Annotated in this window: 19 protein-coding genes; 6 read left to right on the forward strand and 13 right to left on the reverse strand. The window is 33.1% G+C overall.

Annotation, left to right across the window (positions count from 1 at the left end):
- The first annotated feature begins 294 nt into the window (after positions 1–294).
- Positions 295–1,635, forward strand: coding sequence for a patatin-like phospholipase family protein (locus AAGU22_RS13935; protein ID WP_458719713.1), 1,341 nt, complete (start codon positions 295–297; stop codon positions 1,633–1,635).
- Between the two features lie 560 nt (positions 1,636–2,195).
- Here the strand turns inward: AAGU22_RS13935 and AAGU22_RS13940 are convergent.
- The 6 genes from AAGU22_RS13940 to AAGU22_RS13965 all read right to left on the reverse strand — a co-directional run bounded on the left by AAGU22_RS13940 (position 2,196) and on the right by AAGU22_RS13965 (position 8,505).
- Positions 2,196–3,137 (reverse strand): DUF726 domain-containing protein, encoded by a 942-nt coding sequence (locus AAGU22_RS13940; protein WP_458719714.1) that lies wholly within the window; start codon positions 3,135–3,137, stop codon positions 2,196–2,198.
- Between the two features lie 513 nt (positions 3,138–3,650).
- Complete coding sequence (locus tag AAGU22_RS13945) at positions 3,651–3,824, reverse strand: hypothetical protein (RefSeq protein ID WP_458719715.1); 174 nt, start codon at positions 3,822–3,824, stop codon at positions 3,651–3,653.
- A gap of 187 nt (positions 3,825–4,011) precedes the next feature.
- Positions 4,012–4,140, reverse strand: a complete 129-nt coding sequence (locus tag AAGU22_RS13950; RefSeq protein WP_458719716.1) for a hypothetical protein — start codon at positions 4,138–4,140, stop codon at positions 4,012–4,014.
- 79 nt (positions 4,141–4,219) lie between these two features.
- The gene (locus AAGU22_RS13955) at positions 4,220–5,281 is read right to left on the reverse strand and encodes a hypothetical protein (RefSeq protein ID WP_458719717.1); all 1,062 of its coding nucleotides are present in this window, start codon (positions 5,279–5,281) and stop codon (positions 4,220–4,222) included.
- 589 nt (positions 5,282–5,870) lie between these two features.
- Positions 5,871–6,743 (reverse strand): GNAT family N-acetyltransferase, encoded by an 873-nt coding sequence (locus tag AAGU22_RS13960; RefSeq protein WP_458719718.1) that lies wholly within the window; start codon positions 6,741–6,743, stop codon positions 5,871–5,873.
- A 610-nt stretch (positions 6,744–7,353) separates the two neighbouring features.
- Positions 7,354–8,505, reverse strand: coding sequence for an L-dopachrome tautomerase-related protein (locus AAGU22_RS13965; RefSeq protein ID WP_458719719.1), 1,152 nt, complete (start codon positions 8,503–8,505; stop codon positions 7,354–7,356).
- A gap of 430 nt (positions 8,506–8,935) precedes the next feature.
- On the opposite strand from AAGU22_RS13965, the gene AAGU22_RS13970 reads away from it, so the two are divergent.
- Positions 8,936–9,436: a hypothetical protein gene (locus AAGU22_RS13970; RefSeq protein ID WP_458719720.1), complete on the forward strand. Its 501-nt coding sequence runs from the start codon at positions 8,936–8,938 to the stop codon at positions 9,434–9,436.
- Between the two features lie 179 nt (positions 9,437–9,615).
- On the opposite strand, the gene AAGU22_RS13975 is transcribed toward AAGU22_RS13970, so the two are convergent.
- Entirely contained in the window at positions 9,616–9,744 is a 129-nt protein-coding gene (locus AAGU22_RS13975; RefSeq protein WP_458719721.1) for a hypothetical protein, read from the reverse strand.
- A gap of 344 nt (positions 9,745–10,088) precedes the next feature.
- Here AAGU22_RS13975 and AAGU22_RS13980 point away from each other — a divergent pair, with 344 nt between their 5' ends.
- Positions 10,089–10,715 carry an alpha-ketoglutarate-dependent dioxygenase AlkB family protein gene (locus AAGU22_RS13980; protein WP_458719722.1) on the forward strand — a complete coding sequence of 209 codons (627 nt, stop codon included), beginning with the start codon at positions 10,089–10,091 and terminating at the stop codon, positions 10,713–10,715.
- Between the two features lie 459 nt (positions 10,716–11,174).
- Positions 11,175–12,395 (forward strand): glycosyltransferase family 2 protein, encoded by a 1,221-nt coding sequence (locus AAGU22_RS13985; protein ID WP_458719723.1) that lies wholly within the window; start codon positions 11,175–11,177, stop codon positions 12,393–12,395.
- 152 nt (positions 12,396–12,547) lie between these two features.
- On the opposite strand, the gene AAGU22_RS13990 is transcribed toward AAGU22_RS13985, so the two are convergent.
- The 4 genes from AAGU22_RS13990 to AAGU22_RS14005 form a co-directional block, all read right to left on the reverse strand.
- Positions 12,548–12,910, reverse strand: coding sequence for a hypothetical protein (locus tag AAGU22_RS13990; RefSeq protein ID WP_458719724.1), 363 nt, complete (start codon positions 12,908–12,910; stop codon positions 12,548–12,550).
- A gap of 547 nt (positions 12,911–13,457) precedes the next feature.
- On the reverse strand, positions 13,458–14,654 hold the full coding sequence (locus AAGU22_RS13995) for a Rieske 2Fe-2S domain-containing protein (RefSeq protein ID WP_458719725.1): 1,197 nt from the start codon (positions 14,652–14,654) through the stop codon (positions 13,458–13,460).
- Positions 14,655–14,757: 103 nt separating this feature from the next.
- On the reverse strand, positions 14,758–15,207 hold the full coding sequence (locus AAGU22_RS14000; protein WP_458719726.1) for a hypothetical protein: 450 nt from the start codon (positions 15,205–15,207) through the stop codon (positions 14,758–14,760).
- 474 nt (positions 15,208–15,681) lie between these two features.
- A complete protein-coding gene (locus tag AAGU22_RS14005) occupies positions 15,682–15,852 on the reverse strand; it encodes a hypothetical protein (RefSeq protein ID WP_458719727.1) in 171 nt (56 codons plus the stop codon).
- A 174-nt stretch (positions 15,853–16,026) separates the two neighbouring features.
- Here AAGU22_RS14005 and AAGU22_RS14010 point away from each other — a divergent pair, with 174 nt between their 5' ends.
- Complete coding sequence (locus AAGU22_RS14010) at positions 16,027–17,223, forward strand: glycosyltransferase (protein ID WP_458719728.1); 1,197 nt, start codon at positions 16,027–16,029, stop codon at positions 17,221–17,223.
- A 295-nt stretch (positions 17,224–17,518) separates the two neighbouring features.
- Here AAGU22_RS14010 and AAGU22_RS14015 read toward each other — a convergent pair whose 3' ends face one another.
- Together AAGU22_RS14015 and AAGU22_RS14020 are read right to left on the reverse strand one after the other, a co-directional pair.
- Positions 17,519–17,764, reverse strand: coding sequence for a hypothetical protein (locus tag AAGU22_RS14015; RefSeq protein ID WP_458719729.1), 246 nt, complete (start codon positions 17,762–17,764; stop codon positions 17,519–17,521).
- 10 nt (positions 17,765–17,774) lie between these two features.
- Entirely contained in the window at positions 17,775–18,302 is a 528-nt protein-coding gene (locus tag AAGU22_RS14020) for a hypothetical protein (protein ID WP_458719730.1), read from the reverse strand.
- Positions 18,303–19,240: 938 nt separating this feature from the next.
- Here AAGU22_RS14020 and AAGU22_RS14025 point away from each other — a divergent pair.
- Entirely contained in the window at positions 19,241–19,843 is a 603-nt protein-coding gene (locus tag AAGU22_RS14025) for a DDE-type integrase/transposase/recombinase (RefSeq protein WP_458719731.1), read from the forward strand.
- The last annotated feature ends 15 nt before the right edge of the window (positions 19,844–19,858 follow it).

A 19,858-nucleotide genomic window follows, 5' to 3' on the forward strand; every position in this document is an offset into this window, starting at 1 on the left:
TTAGTTCCGATATCGGTATTTTAAATAGGTTTTCAGATGAAGAAAAAATATCAAACTTAAAGATCATTTCATACAGATGAACAAAATATTAGTACTTGATGTTTAAAATCTTGCTCATAATTCTAATCAAAATACTTATTAATATACTTAGAAGATAATCCTATTTTCAATCCTGACTACGTATTTATATAGATCATAAGTTTCGATACAAAGAAATTATATATCATGTAAATGGAGATAATATACAATATATTACAAAATCCTTAAATATGGTAAGTAATAGATTGTTTTGTTATGGATCCTAAAGATATTCCATTTACTCAAAGGGCGTTAGTTTTACAGGGAGGAGGAGCCCTAGGTGCTTATCAGTTGGGTGTATTAAAAGTTCTATGTAACAAGGTTGCTAAAGAATCTAAAAATAGAGCTAGCAAAGACGCGCCATTGTTTGATGTTATAGCTGGGACATCAATAGGTGCGATAAATGCCGCAGTACTGATAGGCAATGTGGTAAACAGAAATAAAACCTGGGAACAAGCACTAGAAGAGCTTGAAAATTTTTGGACAGACGAGGTAAAAGGTGTATCATCTACACCTGATCTTAGCAGATGGTGGTGGACTAAACATAATCCAAATTTCTCAAATATGATTAGTGTGTCTAAAGATGCTTTAACAAAGTATTATTCGGTAAAGGAGTATTTAAAACATGGAACGCCTAATGTGTGTTGGCCTCAGATACCAGAATATGATTCCAAATTTGGAGATTTAGAGAATATATGGTTTGTAAATAGTAGTGCACCACTACAAGATACTATTGAAAGATATGCGAAACAAGAAAATAGTAAAGAATTAAGGATAGCGACTAATTGGGACAGGAGGGAGCCTCGTCTACTTGTAGTTAGTGTCGATATAGCTGAGGGAAAAACAACAACATTTGATAGTTATCACAGAAAATCAAAAGATCCCAAAAATTCAGCATATGAAGGTGATGGCATTGATATAAATCATATCATGGCAAGTGGTACAATACCAATATTTTATAAATTTAGGAAGATAAAAGGACATCAATTCTGTGATGGAGGTATTTTAAGCAATACTCCATTCAGAGAACTTTTGCAAGCACATTATGATTATTGGACTAGTATAGCAGGCGAAGATAGTGATAGAATTCCAGACCTAGAAGTCTATATCATAAATTTACATCCTTCCAAAATAACCATTGATTCTATTCCACACGATTATGATGGAATAAAAGATAGAGTAAATGATATAGTTTATTCGGATAGAAATTCTCACTATACTGAGATGGTTACAGATTTGGTAACAGACTATAGAGACTTGATCGATAAACTAATAGATCTCACAAAAAGCTATGTAGGGAAAGAAGAGATCAATGCATTTGAAAATAAATTTGAGAAACTCATTAATAAAACAAAAGCAAAAAGTAAGACACATACAGGAAGAGATAGAACATATAAAGATCTTTTAAAAGGGCGATTTAGACTAACTAAAGTAATTCGAATAGAACCGAAAAGCTATGATAACCCTATTTCTGGCAAAGGATCAGATTTTACCTCCATAACTATTAAGGACCTCATAAAAAAAGGCGAACATGATGCGAAAGAGATCCTTAATTAAATAATTGTATCTCAAAGAACCAGTATAATTACTGAGATTCAATTATTTCATAAAGAATTAGACAGGGGTCATTTAGAAATATTAAATGGACAAGAACCGGCATTATTAACAAATATCAGATCAGCGAGTTTGGGCGCATGGATATTAAGTTCCATGTGGTAAGAGGGTTCTATGACATAAGGTATCTTAAAAAGAAGATATGTAATATTTAATATCGACTAGAAATAAAAACAGACATCTGGATTAAAATCATGAATGTATTTAAAGAATATTTTATTACTTATTAGTTGGATTACATCTAACCTATTTTGTTTTATGTAGTTAAATAAATATGAATTCTTAATACGCATATGCTCCTTCAGCAGGTCTACATTGATTACACAAGGTGGTTTTTTCATCTTTGTTGTTCTTTGTTATACTTACGGTAGTTCATCAATATGTCCATCTGCCTGTGGAGGTATGCTATTCCAAGTATCTACCACAATATTCATCGCTCCGTCATCCATCAATTTTGTTTTATTCATTTCATCTAGATATCCCATATACCCATTGTGATTATCTCACGTGGAAATCAAATTTCCCTCGGGAATTAGTGAATCCAATATTCCATCTCTGTCAGCGTCACAAATAGGCAATATCTCGTTTCTTACGTTAAATTCATGGTAATTAAGGGGTAAAGATGCTGAAATAGAGGAGGGGTATTTTTGAAAACCACTTTGCCCTAATGCCAAATCTCCTGATTCGTATGATGGATAAATTTGTAAGTAGGATTTTGGTTCTAGATAATTATCATCTGGATTAAACAGGTTGTAAAACTCTATTACTTCATTTTCTATAGAATTCCCATATGCTTTTGACTTTATGGTTCCAGTATTGGTAGGGTCCAAAAAGAGATCATTTAATTCCTTACTAACTTCTTCGTTATCTACAGCAGCACCTAACAAATGGACTGATGTAATTTTATTACTATCATTAGTCCATCTTGTATCATTATGCAAACTTTCTAATGCGCTAAGAATTACTCTTGCGCCAAGTGAATGACCTATTAATCTGACCTCCGTATTCTCGTTTTCTTTCTTGCAATCCTCCAAATTTTCAATTATGTAGTTAGCTAATTTTGGTCCATTTTCTGTAGCGATTTTCTTAGCATTGATCCATCCCATCCAGTTCAGGTCTGCATAAGTAATAGTATTTGAATCCCAGCTAAATCCAACTAATGTATTGTTGAATCCATTTGACTGTAAAGACAACAATGTTCTTTCAAATTTCTTATTTGCATTTGAATCATCGGATCCCCATCCATGAACAAAGATGACAACTTCAGGATAACAGTTTGATAGATTTAATCGGGTGAAATCTGTCTTGGTATGGTTATCAAATAGTTCCCCCGACTTAAGGCTGAAATGCTCTCGAGTAGAGACGACTGGAATATTTTTACTTTGACCCCATGCTAATGAAGTTAATGAGTTGATGTAGAATGAAACTATCAAAAAGGTAATCATGAAAATTTAATATTGCTTTTAATTGCCATCTAATGGAAATAGCGAATTCAACTTAATATAAACTCGTGCAATATCAATTATTTTAATCCCAGCGACTTCGCTGAAAATACATCGTCATTGACTATTACTCAACGCACTCGTTCAGTCATTACGAATAATCATTAAGTCTGTTTTAATTATTAGCATATTCTATATTCTAAGACGACAGAATACAACAGATTTATGATAATTGGATATATCAATCTCCTAGAGTTATATTTGTGTCAAATTTATCGCGGGCCAGTGGGGATTCGTGCCGATATCGGTATTTTAAACAGGATTCTACTTTCTAGTATGTCATAACCAAATTTAAAAATTACTCCATCGATTATTAAGAAATTAAGTATCCAAAATTTGAGGATAATAAATTGATCCTAGATTTCATTGATACCTACAGTATACTATAATTATTCTTCCATCAAAGAATGATTAAGATCATATGCAGTAGGTATAGTAAGAGGCTTTAATTGATCCCTAGTAGACATAGAGAGACTGTTGTAGAGGTACCTTAAATGAAGTCAAGGGATATTCCAAATCATCAATAATCTCTTCAGTAGGGATCTTGAGTATTCCTAAATGTATGTCAATAGGAATGGGATTAAACTCATAATCATCTATTGGGTCTGGTTGAAATAAGAATCGCGGCATAGAAAAAGGTTTTAACCATACTAGAATTTAATAATTGCAACATACTAAATATAATCCAAAGTAATATGTATCATAGATGTAGAACAGCATCCGTGGGGATACGGTTCAATATTAAATATAGTCCTCTGCATATAGTGAATCTTTCTCGATATCAAGTATAAATTATTCAAATTAAAAAATTATATTGTTATTTCTTATTACCATGAACTTCATTCATGACATATTGTATATAATCGACTATTTCGGGTTCAGTCAGCGACGTTTTAACTCCGGATGCTTCTTCAATTTCATCTTCAAGATTTTTTGCAATAGTCAACACTTTGGATTCTAATTCTTTATTTCTTTGAGCAGTACCAAGACCACCTAGAAAATTGGCTTGTTCAGTTACTGATTTCTTAATCGATTCTTAGGAGAGCATTATCCTGAGAAACAATTTGGGTGGCCGCATATAATCCTGTATAGATAAGGTAGCATGACAAGCCAATAAGAGAAACTGAAACTAGTCCATAAGGCGGATAAGCGGCTTGTACAGCAACTGCAGTTCCAGTAATATAGAAAAGTAAGAATCCGAATGCAGTCAATATCAACTGAGTTCTGACTGCAGTACCCACTTTCAGAGTTCTTGCAATTGATAAGAAGGAGATCCCAAATATAATGCCTGCAAGAATTCCACTAAAAGAGAAAATGAGGATATTGAAAAAAGCATTTGCATCATCACCCACATTAAAATACCCCAGGGTAAAAAGAGGAAATTGTATATTGTAATAAATAAGAGATATAATCATAATAGACCAAAACTTGAGTCTTCCAATTCTAGGTAGGTGCCTATATAGTAATTTTACACTGCCTATCCATGTTAAGATAAATGCAACTAGGGAGCAACCACTGTTAATTAAATTAATTTGACTTCCTAAAGCCACATTACTAAATTCAGGAAAATACGCAACATCACCTAAAGAGATGATCGGCTCTTGTTGTGCCAATACATCCAATGTATACATCAAACCGAATAATCCATTTGCAACATAGAATATCATAGCAAGTGTAAATATTAGCAACACACTATTTTTATTAAAGTTCTTATACCATAGAATGAATGCCCTTGCCAATAGTCCCATTATGCCGATCCAAATTCCATAACTAATAATGTGAATAATGGATAGAAACGAAGTATGGTATTCTTGATATATCACAATCTGTAGAACAACCGAAGTTAACATTATTGCAATTAGTATTTGCAAAACGAATATTATGTTAAAGACTAGTTTGAAATGAATATATTTTACTTCCGTCAATTTTTCGATACTTCTAATAAGATAAATGAAATAGAAAGACGATAAAATTAGAAATATTGTCAAACTGACATATAGTAGGATCCCATACAAAGAAGATATGTTTTCGACAATAAAATCCGCTACAATGCCGATCTGAGAGTCTATCATAATGGCGATAACCATGGCGACAAAGACAATTAAAATCCTATTATTTTTGGATTTATAGAAAGATACTAGCCTATCAAACATTTCGGATCATATTTCTAATCCTTATCTAATGCTGTTGAATTTAAAGAATTATTTATAGATATTAAAAATTAGATTTAGAACTTCAGTCATAGTACAAATCGAATATTATGTAATGTTTAGGTATTATTACATTTTAATGATAAAGTTTTTCTAAATGATTTAGGAGATGGAATAAAACTCAAAAAGTTAAAACTCCGAGAATAGGTATTCCATACATCTAATTGTATTATCTCAGTTTGAATTCTTCCGTGGGGATACGGTTCAATATTGAATAGAATCTCTCCCAGGCGATAATATAATCTGTCATACGAACTATAATTATGTTGGAATATGATAACACTTCTGCATTTCTTTTGTATAGTGAAAGACTTAAAGAACCCTATTACAATTCTCGGTAAATTTTTACTTTTCTTGACGTCAGTTGATTTTGAAGTTAGATTCTGGTGACTAACAGATTAATTCAATGAGTCAACAGTGATATTGTCAAAATGAATGTGTGATAAGAATGAAGTGGTAAATACGATCAGTAAGCCAAGGATGGAAGATATGGTAAAGTTGGTTCCATGTAAGGTCCCAATGCCATTAGATTGGCCGGCCATTGTATTCTAAATCCTTGTTCAAGTAACCACATAACAATTTCTCTGTTTTTTGCAGGTACAAAAAAACCTGGTCCTGTAATACCAAATGATCCTGCAATTAGCGCTTTGAGATCATCATTTGATGAAGCGATAGAATGGCCAAAGAGTCCCAGTCCTGCAGAATATCCACGAATTTTTCCTTCCCGTTCTATTTCTATTGCAACTCCTTGACTTATTGCTTGGTGCAACTCTCCCTCTCTCGCGAATCCATGGGCCCGGGTGCAAAGTTTATTACATTCCAAAATATCTTCATCTGTTTCAACCTTGTGTAACTTCAAATCGTTTATATCCAAATTTTCGTTTGACAGATTTCCTTGCATTAAGAAGAGTGGCTCTCGTAAAGTAAAACCTGATTTTGTATATAGTACAAAGGAACGAATATGGCTTGGTGATTGTACTAACCTGACTTGATCGTAATTTTGACTATAAGCGTGAGATACTACAGCATTCATCAATACACTACCCACCCCACTACCTTCTGCAGCAGGATCCACAGTTAGTGGCCCAATTACTGCTATCGGCGATGGAGGAAATTTATGAAGGAAAATACTACCAAGAATCTGTGTGTCCTTCTCCGCAAGGATACCGTATGAGTTAGGATTATCTAAGAGCATCCTGACTAATCCTATTGCGTATTCTTCAGATGGTTGTTCGGATGGATATCCATGAGCAGACGATACTGCGTTATGAGCCCTGAATCCGATTTTTCCACAGATCTCTGCGTCTGTTTCTACGATGGGCCTGATGCTTACAGACATGATAAATGACTTCGTCTAGTGCTTATTATAACTTCTGAAACTGCATTCTTTCCTAACTATATCCAAATCCTTCGATTGTAATATAATTTAGGACTATTTGGAATAGGTTTACAGGTAAATGTTGAATTGTTTAAAGAATCGATTCTAACAAGGGCTAGGAATTAGCGTAATATTCAGGAGGGTCTTAACATCATTCCCAAATAAAGTATCATTTAGTTTGGGCGCGTGGGGATTAAGTTCCCAGTGGTAACTGGGTTTTACGACGTTTCCAAGAAGATTTAATATTCTCAACTAACAGATACGTTATATTATTATGTTGAACGACAATTCAGTATATTAAATGATTAGCATGGTATCATTAAAATGACAATATCGGTATCCTATTCAATGATGTAGGTTGACATATCTGTTTTAATTCCTGTTGTCATGTTTATAGGCAGAACAGCATCAATCTCTAATTATGAAAATTATCCATATTAAGTACGAATTCTATTTGCAATTGATGCGTTAATATTATTCTTAATAACATAGTTTCATTCCTTCAACTAATCAAGTGGTAATCTATTCAATGTTTAACAGAATTAAGAAATGTGCGTTTTTTAGAAATGCTCTATCGCAACATCACCGGTTGTGCATTTACTCGTATACGGAACAATGTATAAGGCTTTATACGCATATCTTTTCCCCTATTATAACGTGCTTGACGATGCAACTGATTGGCAGTAACATAAAGATATCCATCGGTTGCAAGGGAAAGTGTATCAGGCCATAATAGGCGATGATCGTATGCCAAGGCCTCCCATACATTATCTGAATATCTAAGTCGGAGAATAGCGTTATGCTCATAATTAGTTGAGTATATGTTTCCTTCAGTATCCGATTCAAGACCGTCCGAAGCACCTCCCCTGTCTCCATGATTTTGTATAGTGGTGGCAACGTCTTCATCGGAAATATCGCGGTTAACAAGTACATCAGTGGCCACACTGTACAATTTACGACTTCCAAGTGGACAATAATATAGTCTAGAGCCATCAGAGCTGATTGCGATACCATCAGCACCCATGCCTGCTCCCTGTTTTATAGATCCATTAGGTTGATGCTCTAGAAATGGTCTTCCTTCTACAAGAGGAAGAAATGTTTTGATATCTTCCGGTTTAGTAGTAGGATGATCATTAAGTCGACGCCAGCTTTCTCCTGAATGAAGATCAACTACTATTATTGCATTGGGTCCCTTTTGAGATGAATCTGTAATAAATGCCATCCCGTCGTTTCCCCTGCGTAAATCAAAGCGAATATCATTGAGGTAAGTGGTTGGTTGAGCAACTGTTTGAGGAAATAAGATCTTTTTTACTACTTTGTTGGTATCTAAATTTACACATATCAATTTTGGACCACCATATTCTGTGGGCTTGAATAGGGGACTCCCTGTATCAAGAATCCACAACCGATCAGCCGGATCTACAACTACAGATTGGACAGACACGAGTGTTGATGCCTGATCTTCTTGATCTACTTCGTTTATTGATTCGTCAGGATAAGCAATAGGCTGACCATTCTGAATTTCTGCAACTGTAAATTTAACGTCGTCTCCCCATTTTGGGAAGTTTACAAAAATGCGTCCTTTATGAGATACTGTAACACCGGTTGGCATGGCATCATTAAAAAAAGCTACAGGTTCTAAAGCACCTAGCGATTCTGAGGAGGGCAATTCACCTGATGGAATATCTTTAGACATGGTGGATTTTTCAAAATTATTTGACATGATATGTAATCAAAAACATATTACTAATAGTTATAAGATATAGAGATTAAAGGGCAATAATAACCACATTTACTATTGTAACCATGTTGTGTTTAACCAATATCTGGAGAATTAAGGATGTACCACTCCGGTCATCTGCTTTTTTAGTGTCTATTACTCTACTGAATATATTTAACTATTAGAGTTTGTCTTAATATATGAAGTTACATTTGTTATTTACAAGTATCATCGTCATTTAAAAAAATGTTTAACATATCAAATTAGATTACCCTATCTTATTCTATGGTTTCAATTTCCTCTACATTACATGCAGCACATTTTGTCCTTATTAGTTTGTCTCGCAAATTCAGTATGATCCGCCATTATGGTCTTGAAAATCCTTTTTTGGTATTTGTTATTAACACTTGTTTTATAACAACATGTATTAATTATGGCCAAGGAATCAGGCATAGCCAAATCGATAGGTGATCAGAAAGAGGATGACATTCAGGAAGCCGATCAGTTACTTTTCAATTATTTGAAAACTGGACAGAAGGTGTCAAAGAATGAAGCTAATTATAAAGAACAACAAAACTATGATAATGAAAGAAATAGAAAACCATCTTGTGACAAGTGTAAGTTTAATCTTCCAGCCGAGCAATTATGTCATATTGTAGATGGAAAAATCGATAATGAACATGGCATATCCAGATACTTTTCTGCTAGAGGTGATGGAATGCTTCCAGGAGATATTGCTTGGCATCATGTAAAAAGGAGTGGAAAGTTAGATTATGAAAAAGGACGTGTTATTAAGGAAGCTCTGCAAGGATTTCAATGTAAAGATTGTAAATATTATATGTATTCACATAGATGCTTAATATTAAAGGGCAATTTAGAACCGGAGATGAGTTGTGCGTTTATTGTAAAAAATGGCAATGGGATAGAAGTATAATTAGGTAAAGAATCACAAGATACTAACGACATAACAGCTAAAGCTGTAGGTGGAAGTTAGATATAGATAGTCTTTTGCTGTAGGTAGATAGTTACAATTTTTTCGCTAAGCGTAGCCATTAGCGAATTGATTGATATTGTTTGCATTGAAAGACTATCTCAGGTAAGAAACACGAACTCTTAATACGCGTATGCACCATCAGCCGGTCTACATTGATTACACAGGGTGATTTTTTCACCTTTGTTATTCTTTGTTATAGTCATTACTTCCACATTTTCCATACCACATTCACCACATTTACCTTTCATAAATATCCATAGTTATGAAACCTTAAAAGAGTAAGCAAACTTTGTGAGAAGTCGGTTCATTCGAATACTTTCATTTATCTCCAAATAGTGACTAACTAATATACGGTAATGTTCAATATCATAACTAGAAGTCTTTCTTGATATGATACTATTAAAGGAATGGGGTGGGAACATGTGTCAATCTGCTCATATCTATGATTTCAATATAATTATATAGGCATTGCGAACTAATTGCAATAATCTAATTCCAACATATTTAGAATCAAAACTCGAAGCAGTTGAAATGGTTAGACCCTGTCGGGATTGTAAATATATAAAATAAATATTGATAGAAAATATGTTAAATGAATCTTTTTGGTGACAAATTTGTTAATATATTAAACAAAGATGGCGAAGCAAACTATTATGGAAAGATAATGTCAACATCAGAAGCAAAAACATACTATGATTTGTTACTAAACAATATAAAATGGAAGAATGATGAGGCTTTGTATCAAGGAAAGCACATAGTTACAAAGAGAAAAGTTGCCTGGTATGGAGATCAGGGTTTTCTTTACACTTATTCTAACACTACAAAGCAAGCAATACCATGGACCAACGAGTTAATAGATCTCAAAAGAAAAATAGAACTGATGACAAATTCGCTGTTTAACTCTTGTTTACTTAACTTGTATCACGATGGTAATGAGGGAATGACCTGGCATAGCGATGATGAGAAATCAGTGGGGAAGAATAATGTTATTGCCTCCTTAAGTTTTGGAGCGGAAAGAAAGTTTTCATTTAAACATAAACGCACAAAACAAACAATTTCACTGCTACTAGAGAATGGAAGTTTGCTTTTGATGAAAGGTAGTACGCAATTAAATTGGCTACATTCCTTACCTCCATCTAGTAAAATAATTCATCCAAGAATAAATCTGACTTTTAGAACAATTAGAGACCAATCAAGCCATGACACAATGTTGACATAAAAACATCTTACCTTCGCTATGAATAAGGCTGTTTTTACCATATCAATAATAATCGTAGGCGAGGGAAGTCGAATGGAAAAGATACAATCGAGTTCACTAGCCAGTTAGAGTTCTATGGTCCTGAACAGTATGACGAATTATGGGATCTGAGTATGTCTATCGGTTCTCAATTATTTACAGAATATACATAATTATGGTAACAGTCTGGGCGTGTAGGGGTCAAGTTCCGCATGGTACCAAGGTTTGGTCATATGCGACCTACAGTATTTGAATTTATGTGTTAGTAAATTGTAGGTGAGTCTTTCCAGCCTTCATTTAAGTTATCATAATATTTCTTTCAAGTAGTAATTACTTAACTATCCACTATCTGGACATGTTCACTTCTCTATCAATTTATATATTAAATGCAAATATCAAAAACAATATCAATATCGAACAGTTAACTTTAAGTACAATAATTTGGACTCTTTTTCCCCTCATACTGATATAATTTTTATGACCATGTTTATAGTTCAAGCAAGCAGTCTATTTTGGCTGATCTATTTTGTGATCGAATCTATCTTATCCATCATAAAAGTACCAAAACTTTCATCTTTTTCAAATTTACATTTAGTCGACTTTCCTTTGGTGAGCATAATCCTTCCAGCAAGAAATGAGGAAAAATATATTGAAAAATGTCTTGAAAGTCTATTAAGTCAAGATTATCCTAATTATGAAATAATCGCTATTAATGATGATTCTTCTGATAAGACAGGCGAACTGCTTCATAAATATAGTATTAGTCATAGTAAAATAATTTATATTAATTCATCACCAATACCAAAGGGTTGGACAGGAAAGAATTGGGCATGTTACCAAGGTTATCTTAAGTCAAGAGGAAGTCTTTTTCTTTTTACTGATGCAGATACTACAATTTCTTCCTCGACGTTATCGTTAGCCGTAACTGATCTAATATCTGAAGAACTTGATTCTATTACTGCAATTCCTAAAACATTAGCAAATGATTTCTGGACCAAAATAACTTTACCAATACTATGGATTTTTTCGGCAGTAAGATTTTCACCAATAAAAGCAAATAATCCTAAAACTCGCATTGGATTTTTCTATGGCAGTTTTTTTATGATGAGAAGACAAGTCTATGAAATTGTTGGCACTCATAAGATAGTAAGCGGAGAAATTGCAGAAGATGCAGAATTAGGAAGAATAGTCAAAGAAAAAGGGTATGCGATCAGGGTGTTTCACGGAGAAAAGCATATTCAAGCACTTTGGTCAAGAAATTCAATAGATTTATGGCATGGTTTGAGAAGAATCATAATACCATTATACCAAAATGACAGGAAAAAAGCTTTCATACTAATAATTACACCAATTGCTCTATTGATATTACCTTTACTTATACTAGCATTTGTAATCACAAGTGCAGGTTTTGGAAGAGATTTTTTCCTTAATCTACCGTCGTTATATTTGGCAATTGCTTCCATTCTATTAGTAATATCGAACAACGTGTTACAATTAAGATATGTCTTGTTTCAAGGTTTACGTTATTCATTGGCCTTTCCTCTATCGGGTTCTTTATTGCTGGTCGCTTTTGCTTCCCCTTTAGTTAGGTCAAAACAACGGGAGTTAATCAAATGGCGAGATAGAATGTATTCTACTAGAATAAATGATAAAAACAAATGAATTTAAAAATATTCATCATTGATACCAAAAGAGGGTCTTTTGCTAATTTCTAATTAAAAGTAATACTCCCTAACAGAATACTCTTCATCTCCGTAGGCAAAGATCGATATATGCTGTGATAGGTCTCTTATTAACACTATTTTTTATATTACTTAGTAATACTCGGAGAGTATCTTGTTTAAATTATTTTCAAATTCTTCTCTGTTTTGACCATCTATTTTATTATTTGTAGTAGTCTGCTCTTCTAATACTAGGTTATTGATGGCTTTATCGATTTCAGCCAATCCGATCAAGGCTTTATTCAATCTATTAGATAAGAAAAAGACGGTTGAAAAGATATAACTGATTTTGTCATTATCAAATTCTAGTTTTGTAGATGATGGAAAAATGGTGTCCAATTCTTTTCTCAACTCCTTGCTACAATGTTCTATACATTGTGGATCACCTTTGCAATTTTGTAATTGTTGAGTCCAAGATGCCAGGCATTTGATTACTTCTGTAGAATAATTTGTCATAATAATAATGAATTAATATAGTACTTATAGTATGATTCAGTATGCTTCTCTAGACTTGAAGGTCTAGGTCGAATCAGGAATCATTGGTTATATAAAATGTGGAAATTATAATAATAGAAAGAATGTCCCGTGTTTCTTTTTCGTTTACCGAAAGTCATTATTGCGGCAAGGAGGAATGACCAAACACGGAATTAGCTAACAATAGCTTATCTATCGACTCCAATGTCAATATTTGTTTTATATCTTCATCCATGGAAGAATACTGTATTGATAAGCATTAAGAAAGTAACAGCAACTCATTCTCCAATTCACGATATATGAATAAGAATTATGTTCTAGTATCAACAATCCTTAATTAAGAAACTGACTGACTTGTTAATAATCTCCTCAGAGATATCAACTTATAGTATGGCTCGATGCATTAAATAGAAAACTTAAATTATTTGTCCTTCCCATAAGTTCATACTTTAATTAGAAAAATGAGAATTTTTCACAATCATTCTATCTTTGTCCATATTAAGTGAATTTATGCGGTCTGATTCAAGGCTTATTTGTTCTTTGGAAGAACATTTTGATCATATCTGTTTTGTTTCACAAGTAAAGCCATTTCTAAAGCACCCTTAATGGTACTTACCAAATCTTTATTCATCTTAGAATTTTTACGTTCTTTTGTAGCACCAGTATTCATATTCAAGCTAGAGATCATTTCATCATGATTATTTTCCGTATCTTCGGCATACCAACCTCTAGTCCATCCAACAAAGGGAAATTTACCAAATACAAATCCCATCTGTGACCAAAATGACATTAGTTCTCCAGCTATATGTTGAACGTTGTCCTGACCTCCAGTAATAATGAAGGCAGCAACCTTATCTCTTATAAGATATCGATTATGTGTAATCATTTGATTTTGAACACAGTTCATTCTCTGAATCATTTTATAGTACAGCGAACTTGCACTACCCCATCTTATTGGAGTAGATATGAAGACAATATCTGCCCACAGAATTACTTTTTCGTAAATTTGTATCATCTGATCTTCACTGTCTCTTTCAGAAATAGAACAAGGAAAAATACATGCATTAGCGTTTTTTGAATAGTAACCTTCGCAGTGATTGAATTCTAAATCTCGAAGTTTAATCATAACTGTTTCCGCACCTAAATTGTTTTTTGCATATGACAAAGCAAAATCTAATGCGGTCTCTGACGTGCTTTGACGTGGCGCAATCTCATCGTTTGCATTAGTAGTAGATATACCAAGAACTCTTATTTTTTTATCGTCTACAGGAAGTACACTATCATTAGATTTATGATTCAAATAGTCATCTACTGATTCCTTCAATTTCAAATAGGCTTCATGAGGCTGGAATATTCTTTTTCCAATGATGGTAGGAATAGAACTTACATATATTTTGTCTTCTATTATTTTGACTGGATAAGAATTAACGCTATCTCCGCCTTTATGGGGAGATTTACCAGTCTTGACAGAATATTTCCACCCATGCCACGGGCAAGTGACTATATCTCCATTGAGGAATCCTTTGCTCAATGGTCCTCCTTTGTGGACACAAGAATTAGATATTGCATAATATGTTCCATCAAGATTAAAAACTGCTATTTCTGCAATTTTTTCTTCTTCAGTTTGAATTGAAAAACTCTTAGATGATCCACTTTTTATGTCTGCGGTTAAACCTACATAATGATACGAAGAATTATTAGTATCTAATCCTTCTCCTTCATCCATAAATTCTTATAGATAACATAATATATCTAAAGACATCGTATTCCTGATTTAAAGCTCGATCAAAATTTAAATACAAATCCAAAAAAAGGTAGATGTTTCGAACTTAGCTTTGAGCAGCTGCGTTGCTACCACTGTTTGTTTGGCTTTGGACGTTGATGTTGTTACCAGAGCCTATTGTGTCTCCACCAGATACCACATTGCTGGATTGGCTTGAAGATTGGGATTGACTGATGTTTTGGTCTGCAGAGTTTCCACCTTTGCCGTCATCATCATCTTGTGCTAATGCATTGTTTCCTGTATTCTTTTGGTGTTGGAAGCTTACATTGTTACATGATAGGAATGTGGTTCCACCAGAAGCACACAAGGCATTTTGAACTGAAGCTTGTGATTGAGATATGGATTGCTCAGCATGATTGCCTTTTTTCTTTTTGGTTGCAAAGGCATCATTATCCATCGCTACAATGGGACTTGCGAAAAGAGCTAATGCGACCACTATTGCAATTGATGCTACAATGAGTTTTTTGTTTTTGTTGTGAATATTTGTTTTATTCATATTTTTGCTAATATAGAAAAAATATATTGCGTTTGCTAACTAAGTGCAATACTCTAATATTCTAGCAGTTTTAGAATTAATTAAAGAAATCAGAAACCAATAGGGTTCTATAGCATTTAGCAAGAAATAAATTCTTTGATTAGAATGTGTATATTAGTGCTTAATATCTGATAATTTGGTATGATATTTAGTAACAATCTGGGCGCGTGGGGATTAAGTTCCCTGTGGTAATAGGGTTCCAATACATTCAAACTAAAACCAACTACCGAATATGAAAAATTAATTTGATTAAGCCACAATCTATAACCGATATGTAAGGATATCAAGCCATTAAATTCGACTCATAAACATACTTTCTTTCAAAGTCGTTAAGATTCCTATATGATTAAGGATTTGATTATAAATGAATACTTAAAATCACAAAAATTAGATATTGAAATTTAGTAATCTTTTACTTCTTCTTTGAACTTCTCCTTATTGTACTGTACCCATGTCCTTATCAGGGTCTTTAATTTTATTTCCCATTGCCTTAGCACCTGCTTTAATTTTGTCCCCTGCTTCGTCTAACGTGCTTTCTGTATCATCAGCTGTATCTCTTACATCTTCTTGAAGATCGTCTTCTCTGTTAAGCGGTTCTTCCGACATTGTAATTGCTAGTATAACAATCTATATAGCCTATATCACTAAATATTTCCAAATACTTTGGTTATTTTGTCATTTCAGAATATACGTTTGTACTCTCGACTTTGTAGAACTATTTTAAGTATGATATACTTTCTTGGGTGTATAATTAGAGTGGTTGCAAATTTTAAAATCTTAATGGTCTGTACTGAATATCCTCCCATGCAAGGTGGTGTAGGTCGTTATACAAACAACTTGGTTAATTCACTGCGCTCAAATAATATAGATGTTACAGTCGTGTCTAGTTCAGATGGTTCTGGCGACTACAAAGGCATCTCACCACATAACAAGAACAATTCAGAACTATTACTACAATTAGTAAAAGAGACGAAAGCAGATATAGTACATGTGCAACATGAGTTTGGACTTTACGGCTTTTACCTAAATTCTTTAGAGCCATCTAAAACTTCAACAGGTCTTGATAAATTCTATGATAAATGTTTAACTCCAATAGTAACTACTTTTCACACTTCGATGTACTTTAAGCAATGGATGAAATTAAGAAACATTAAAGAAAAAGATAATGATAAGGATTTTCTAAGGATCTTCGCACTTTATAAATACTGGCAACATTTCATTAATTATTCTTCTATGCATAGAATCAACAAAGACCTTATGTCTAAGAGTGTATATGGAATTGTCCTTTCAAATTACATGAGAGAATTAATACCCAGAACAAATGTAGTATATCACGGATTGGTACCATATTTTAAAAATGAGATATCACGTATTGAAGCAAGAAAGAAAATGCATCTTCCAGAGAATGGAAGACTAGCCTTAGCTCAGGGATTCATTACTAATACGAAAGGATGGGATATAATAAGAAAAATAAGAATGCCAAAGGAGTGGAGACTGGTAGTAAACTATTCAAAGAACTTTTATAACAATGAAAAAATCAATTTTAAATTTCATGATGATAAAGTTATTAATTTAAACAAAAGGTATCTATCAGAAGAAGAACTTTCGTTATTATTTTTTTCTTGTGATGTGGTATTTTTACCTTATAAGGTATGTTCAGGTTCTGGTGTAATGTTTGACGGCCTGGGACATGGAAAACCATTTGTTGCTTCTGACCTAGGTTTTTTTAAAGAATTCTCATCAATGAATCTGGGAATTGTAACAAAGCGGGATCCTCGTAAATTTGAAAAGGCATTTGAACAAATGGACAAACATTACAAACATTATGAATCAAGTGTTAAAGAGTTTAAAAAAGACTTAATTTGGGACAATATAGCAAATCATCATATATCCATATACAAAGGCATAATAAAAAACAAATCATTAGAATTACCTACCACAGATATAATTCACATGCCTAAGAGTGTAACAGGATGATAAAGATATACCTTACAATAATTCATTTCTGGCAGTTATATAATCAAGTTGTTAAATCCAAAACTAGTAGGGTTCTATAACACTTTATGATATAACAAATTCTTTGACCAGGTATGCAAATTAGTTACTAATATTTGATAGATTTTGTACATATATTAGTAACAGTCTGGGCGCGAGGGGATTAGTACCGATATCGGTTCTTTAAAAGAGATTCTATCGTATAAAATAATTAGATAAATATAAAGATTTTTTGGAATGTTATGATTTGAAAAAGATTTGCAGAAATATAGGATTATTAAGGCTTATCTAGCGGATTACCATACCGGTCATTGTCCAAAGCGCCTTTGAAAACTTTATCATAACAGGTTTCTGCATCATTTAAAGAAAATGTTGATTGACTGTTGGCTATCCTTGTTGTACAATTAAAGTATCGTGTAAGTGCATTAGCGGCATCAACGATAGTTATCTGATTGATTATTACTAATGAAAATACTATAAAGGATATTTTCAGTATCCCTTTACTAGAAATTTTAATAGACACCTTATCTTATTCACTCAATATTCCCGAATAGCATATTGAACCTTTCAATATCATTATCCCCTACACTTTCGCTTGATTGTACATCAGAATTATCATTTAAAGATTGTACATCAGAATTATCATTTAAAGATTGTACATCAGAATTATCATTTGAAGATTGTACATCAGAATTATCATTTGAAGATTGTACATCAGAATTATCATTTGAAGATTGTACATCAGAATTATCATTTGAAGATTGTACATCAGAATTACCAAAGAACACTTCATTGTAGCATGTCGTTACCTCATTTTTTGTAGGTTCTTTTTCAAAATAATTATCTTCTTCAACACCTTTACTATTATCTATCTTTTCGTCGATACAATCATAAAATACAGGAAGACCTTTGTCTAAAGTAGCGTTTCCCGTTTGAATCGGTATCAAAGGTACTGCCTCACCATATGATATATTTACTTGGATAAAACTAGTTGCTATCATCAGAATAACAGTTACGAAAAGTGTTGGAAAGAATAATGATTTTTTAAACCAATCCTTCATGCAGTTTTAAGAGGGAGAAACCATTTAACTTATTCTACAGTTTCATAAACTTTTTTTATACATGACAATTACAAGATACAATCTTAGTTTATAATATGAGGTTCTATTAATACGATAACGAATTTACATATTGGTTTATAATATGAATTCACCTAGATTCATTCTATACCCTTTTGTAATGAATTGAAACTTTCTTACAATCCAGCCATCGAAGATGTAATCCCCAAATATTTTTCAGTCTGGACGCTTGGGGATTAGGTTTCTGGTGTTAATAGGGTTCTATTAATTAAAAACCTATATCTATCACAGTTTAGGAATACTTCTCAACCTCATTTATACAATGGTGGCACGCCATATGGAAAGCTGTATAATTATTATTAGATTGATGATATCGTCCATTTAATTAGCTGATTTTTTGAGAATTGTTACGGAATCTAAATTAATCTCCTCAGGACTTTCTTCTTCGTCTCTTTCCATAAAACTAGAAGTCATAATAGATTATCTGCAATTTTATATATTTAGCACAAGGATTCAGATAGTATCCTTGAATAGAACAAAGTTGGCCGAAATAGTCATGGATAATAAACACAACTATTATTGAAAAATAAATCACAAGGGATCAACGAAGCCTGTAACTGTAATTTGTTAAATTTATATAATTTTGAAGCGAATTATATTGACTATATTTTAGATTAGTATCATTTTATAAATTTATCAGTATCACAATATCTATATTTAACATCGTCTCCAGGTAAACATTCAGATATATCCACAAACCGATAGCATTTGAAGCTGAATAAAAAATCTATTTATGACTATATTTATCCACTCTTCCAAGAATTTCTCTTGTTACTTCCATAAATATTTTCTATAGGCTTTATCGGCTCTGTTAACTTAAAGAAAATTCTATAGCTAAAGATGTCCTATCTCTTTTTGTTATGCATATTAAAAGAAATAGAACACCTTCAAAGTACATTGGCTATGGTTTGTACTTATACTTTCTAGGTTTATCTTATAGGAACACATCGAAAGCACTATCTCAATTTGTCAAGAGAAGTCATGTTGCAGTCTGGAAATGGATTCAAAGATATAAACCCAAGAAAATTGCTAGAAAGAGGAAAAGAATATCAGGGTTTATAATCGATGAAACTCTTATTAAGATTGGTTCGGCCCACATGTGGATTTGGGTAGCTATCGAGCTTAAAAGCAGAGAGATTCTCGCACTAAACATATCCAAAGAAAGAAACATGCTCATTGCTGAGCGATTTATTTCAAGTTTGGTCAAGATTCATGGAAAGCATCCTATATCAACAGATGGTGGAACCTGGTATCCACAAGCCTGCAGGTTCTTAAATCTCGATCACTATGTCCACTCCTCTCTGGAGAAAAGTCTGATAGAGAGAACGATGCAGTACATAAAGGACAGGACTGAAGGATTTGACGATTATTTTCCTTGTAGAATGAAAAACTGTAAACTAAAGCATGTACAAAACTGGTTGAATCTATTTGCATATCAACACAACAGGGAAATATCACTTTAAGTTAACAGAGCCGCT

This window comes from Candidatus Nitrosocosmicus sp. R (assembly GCF_054408505.1).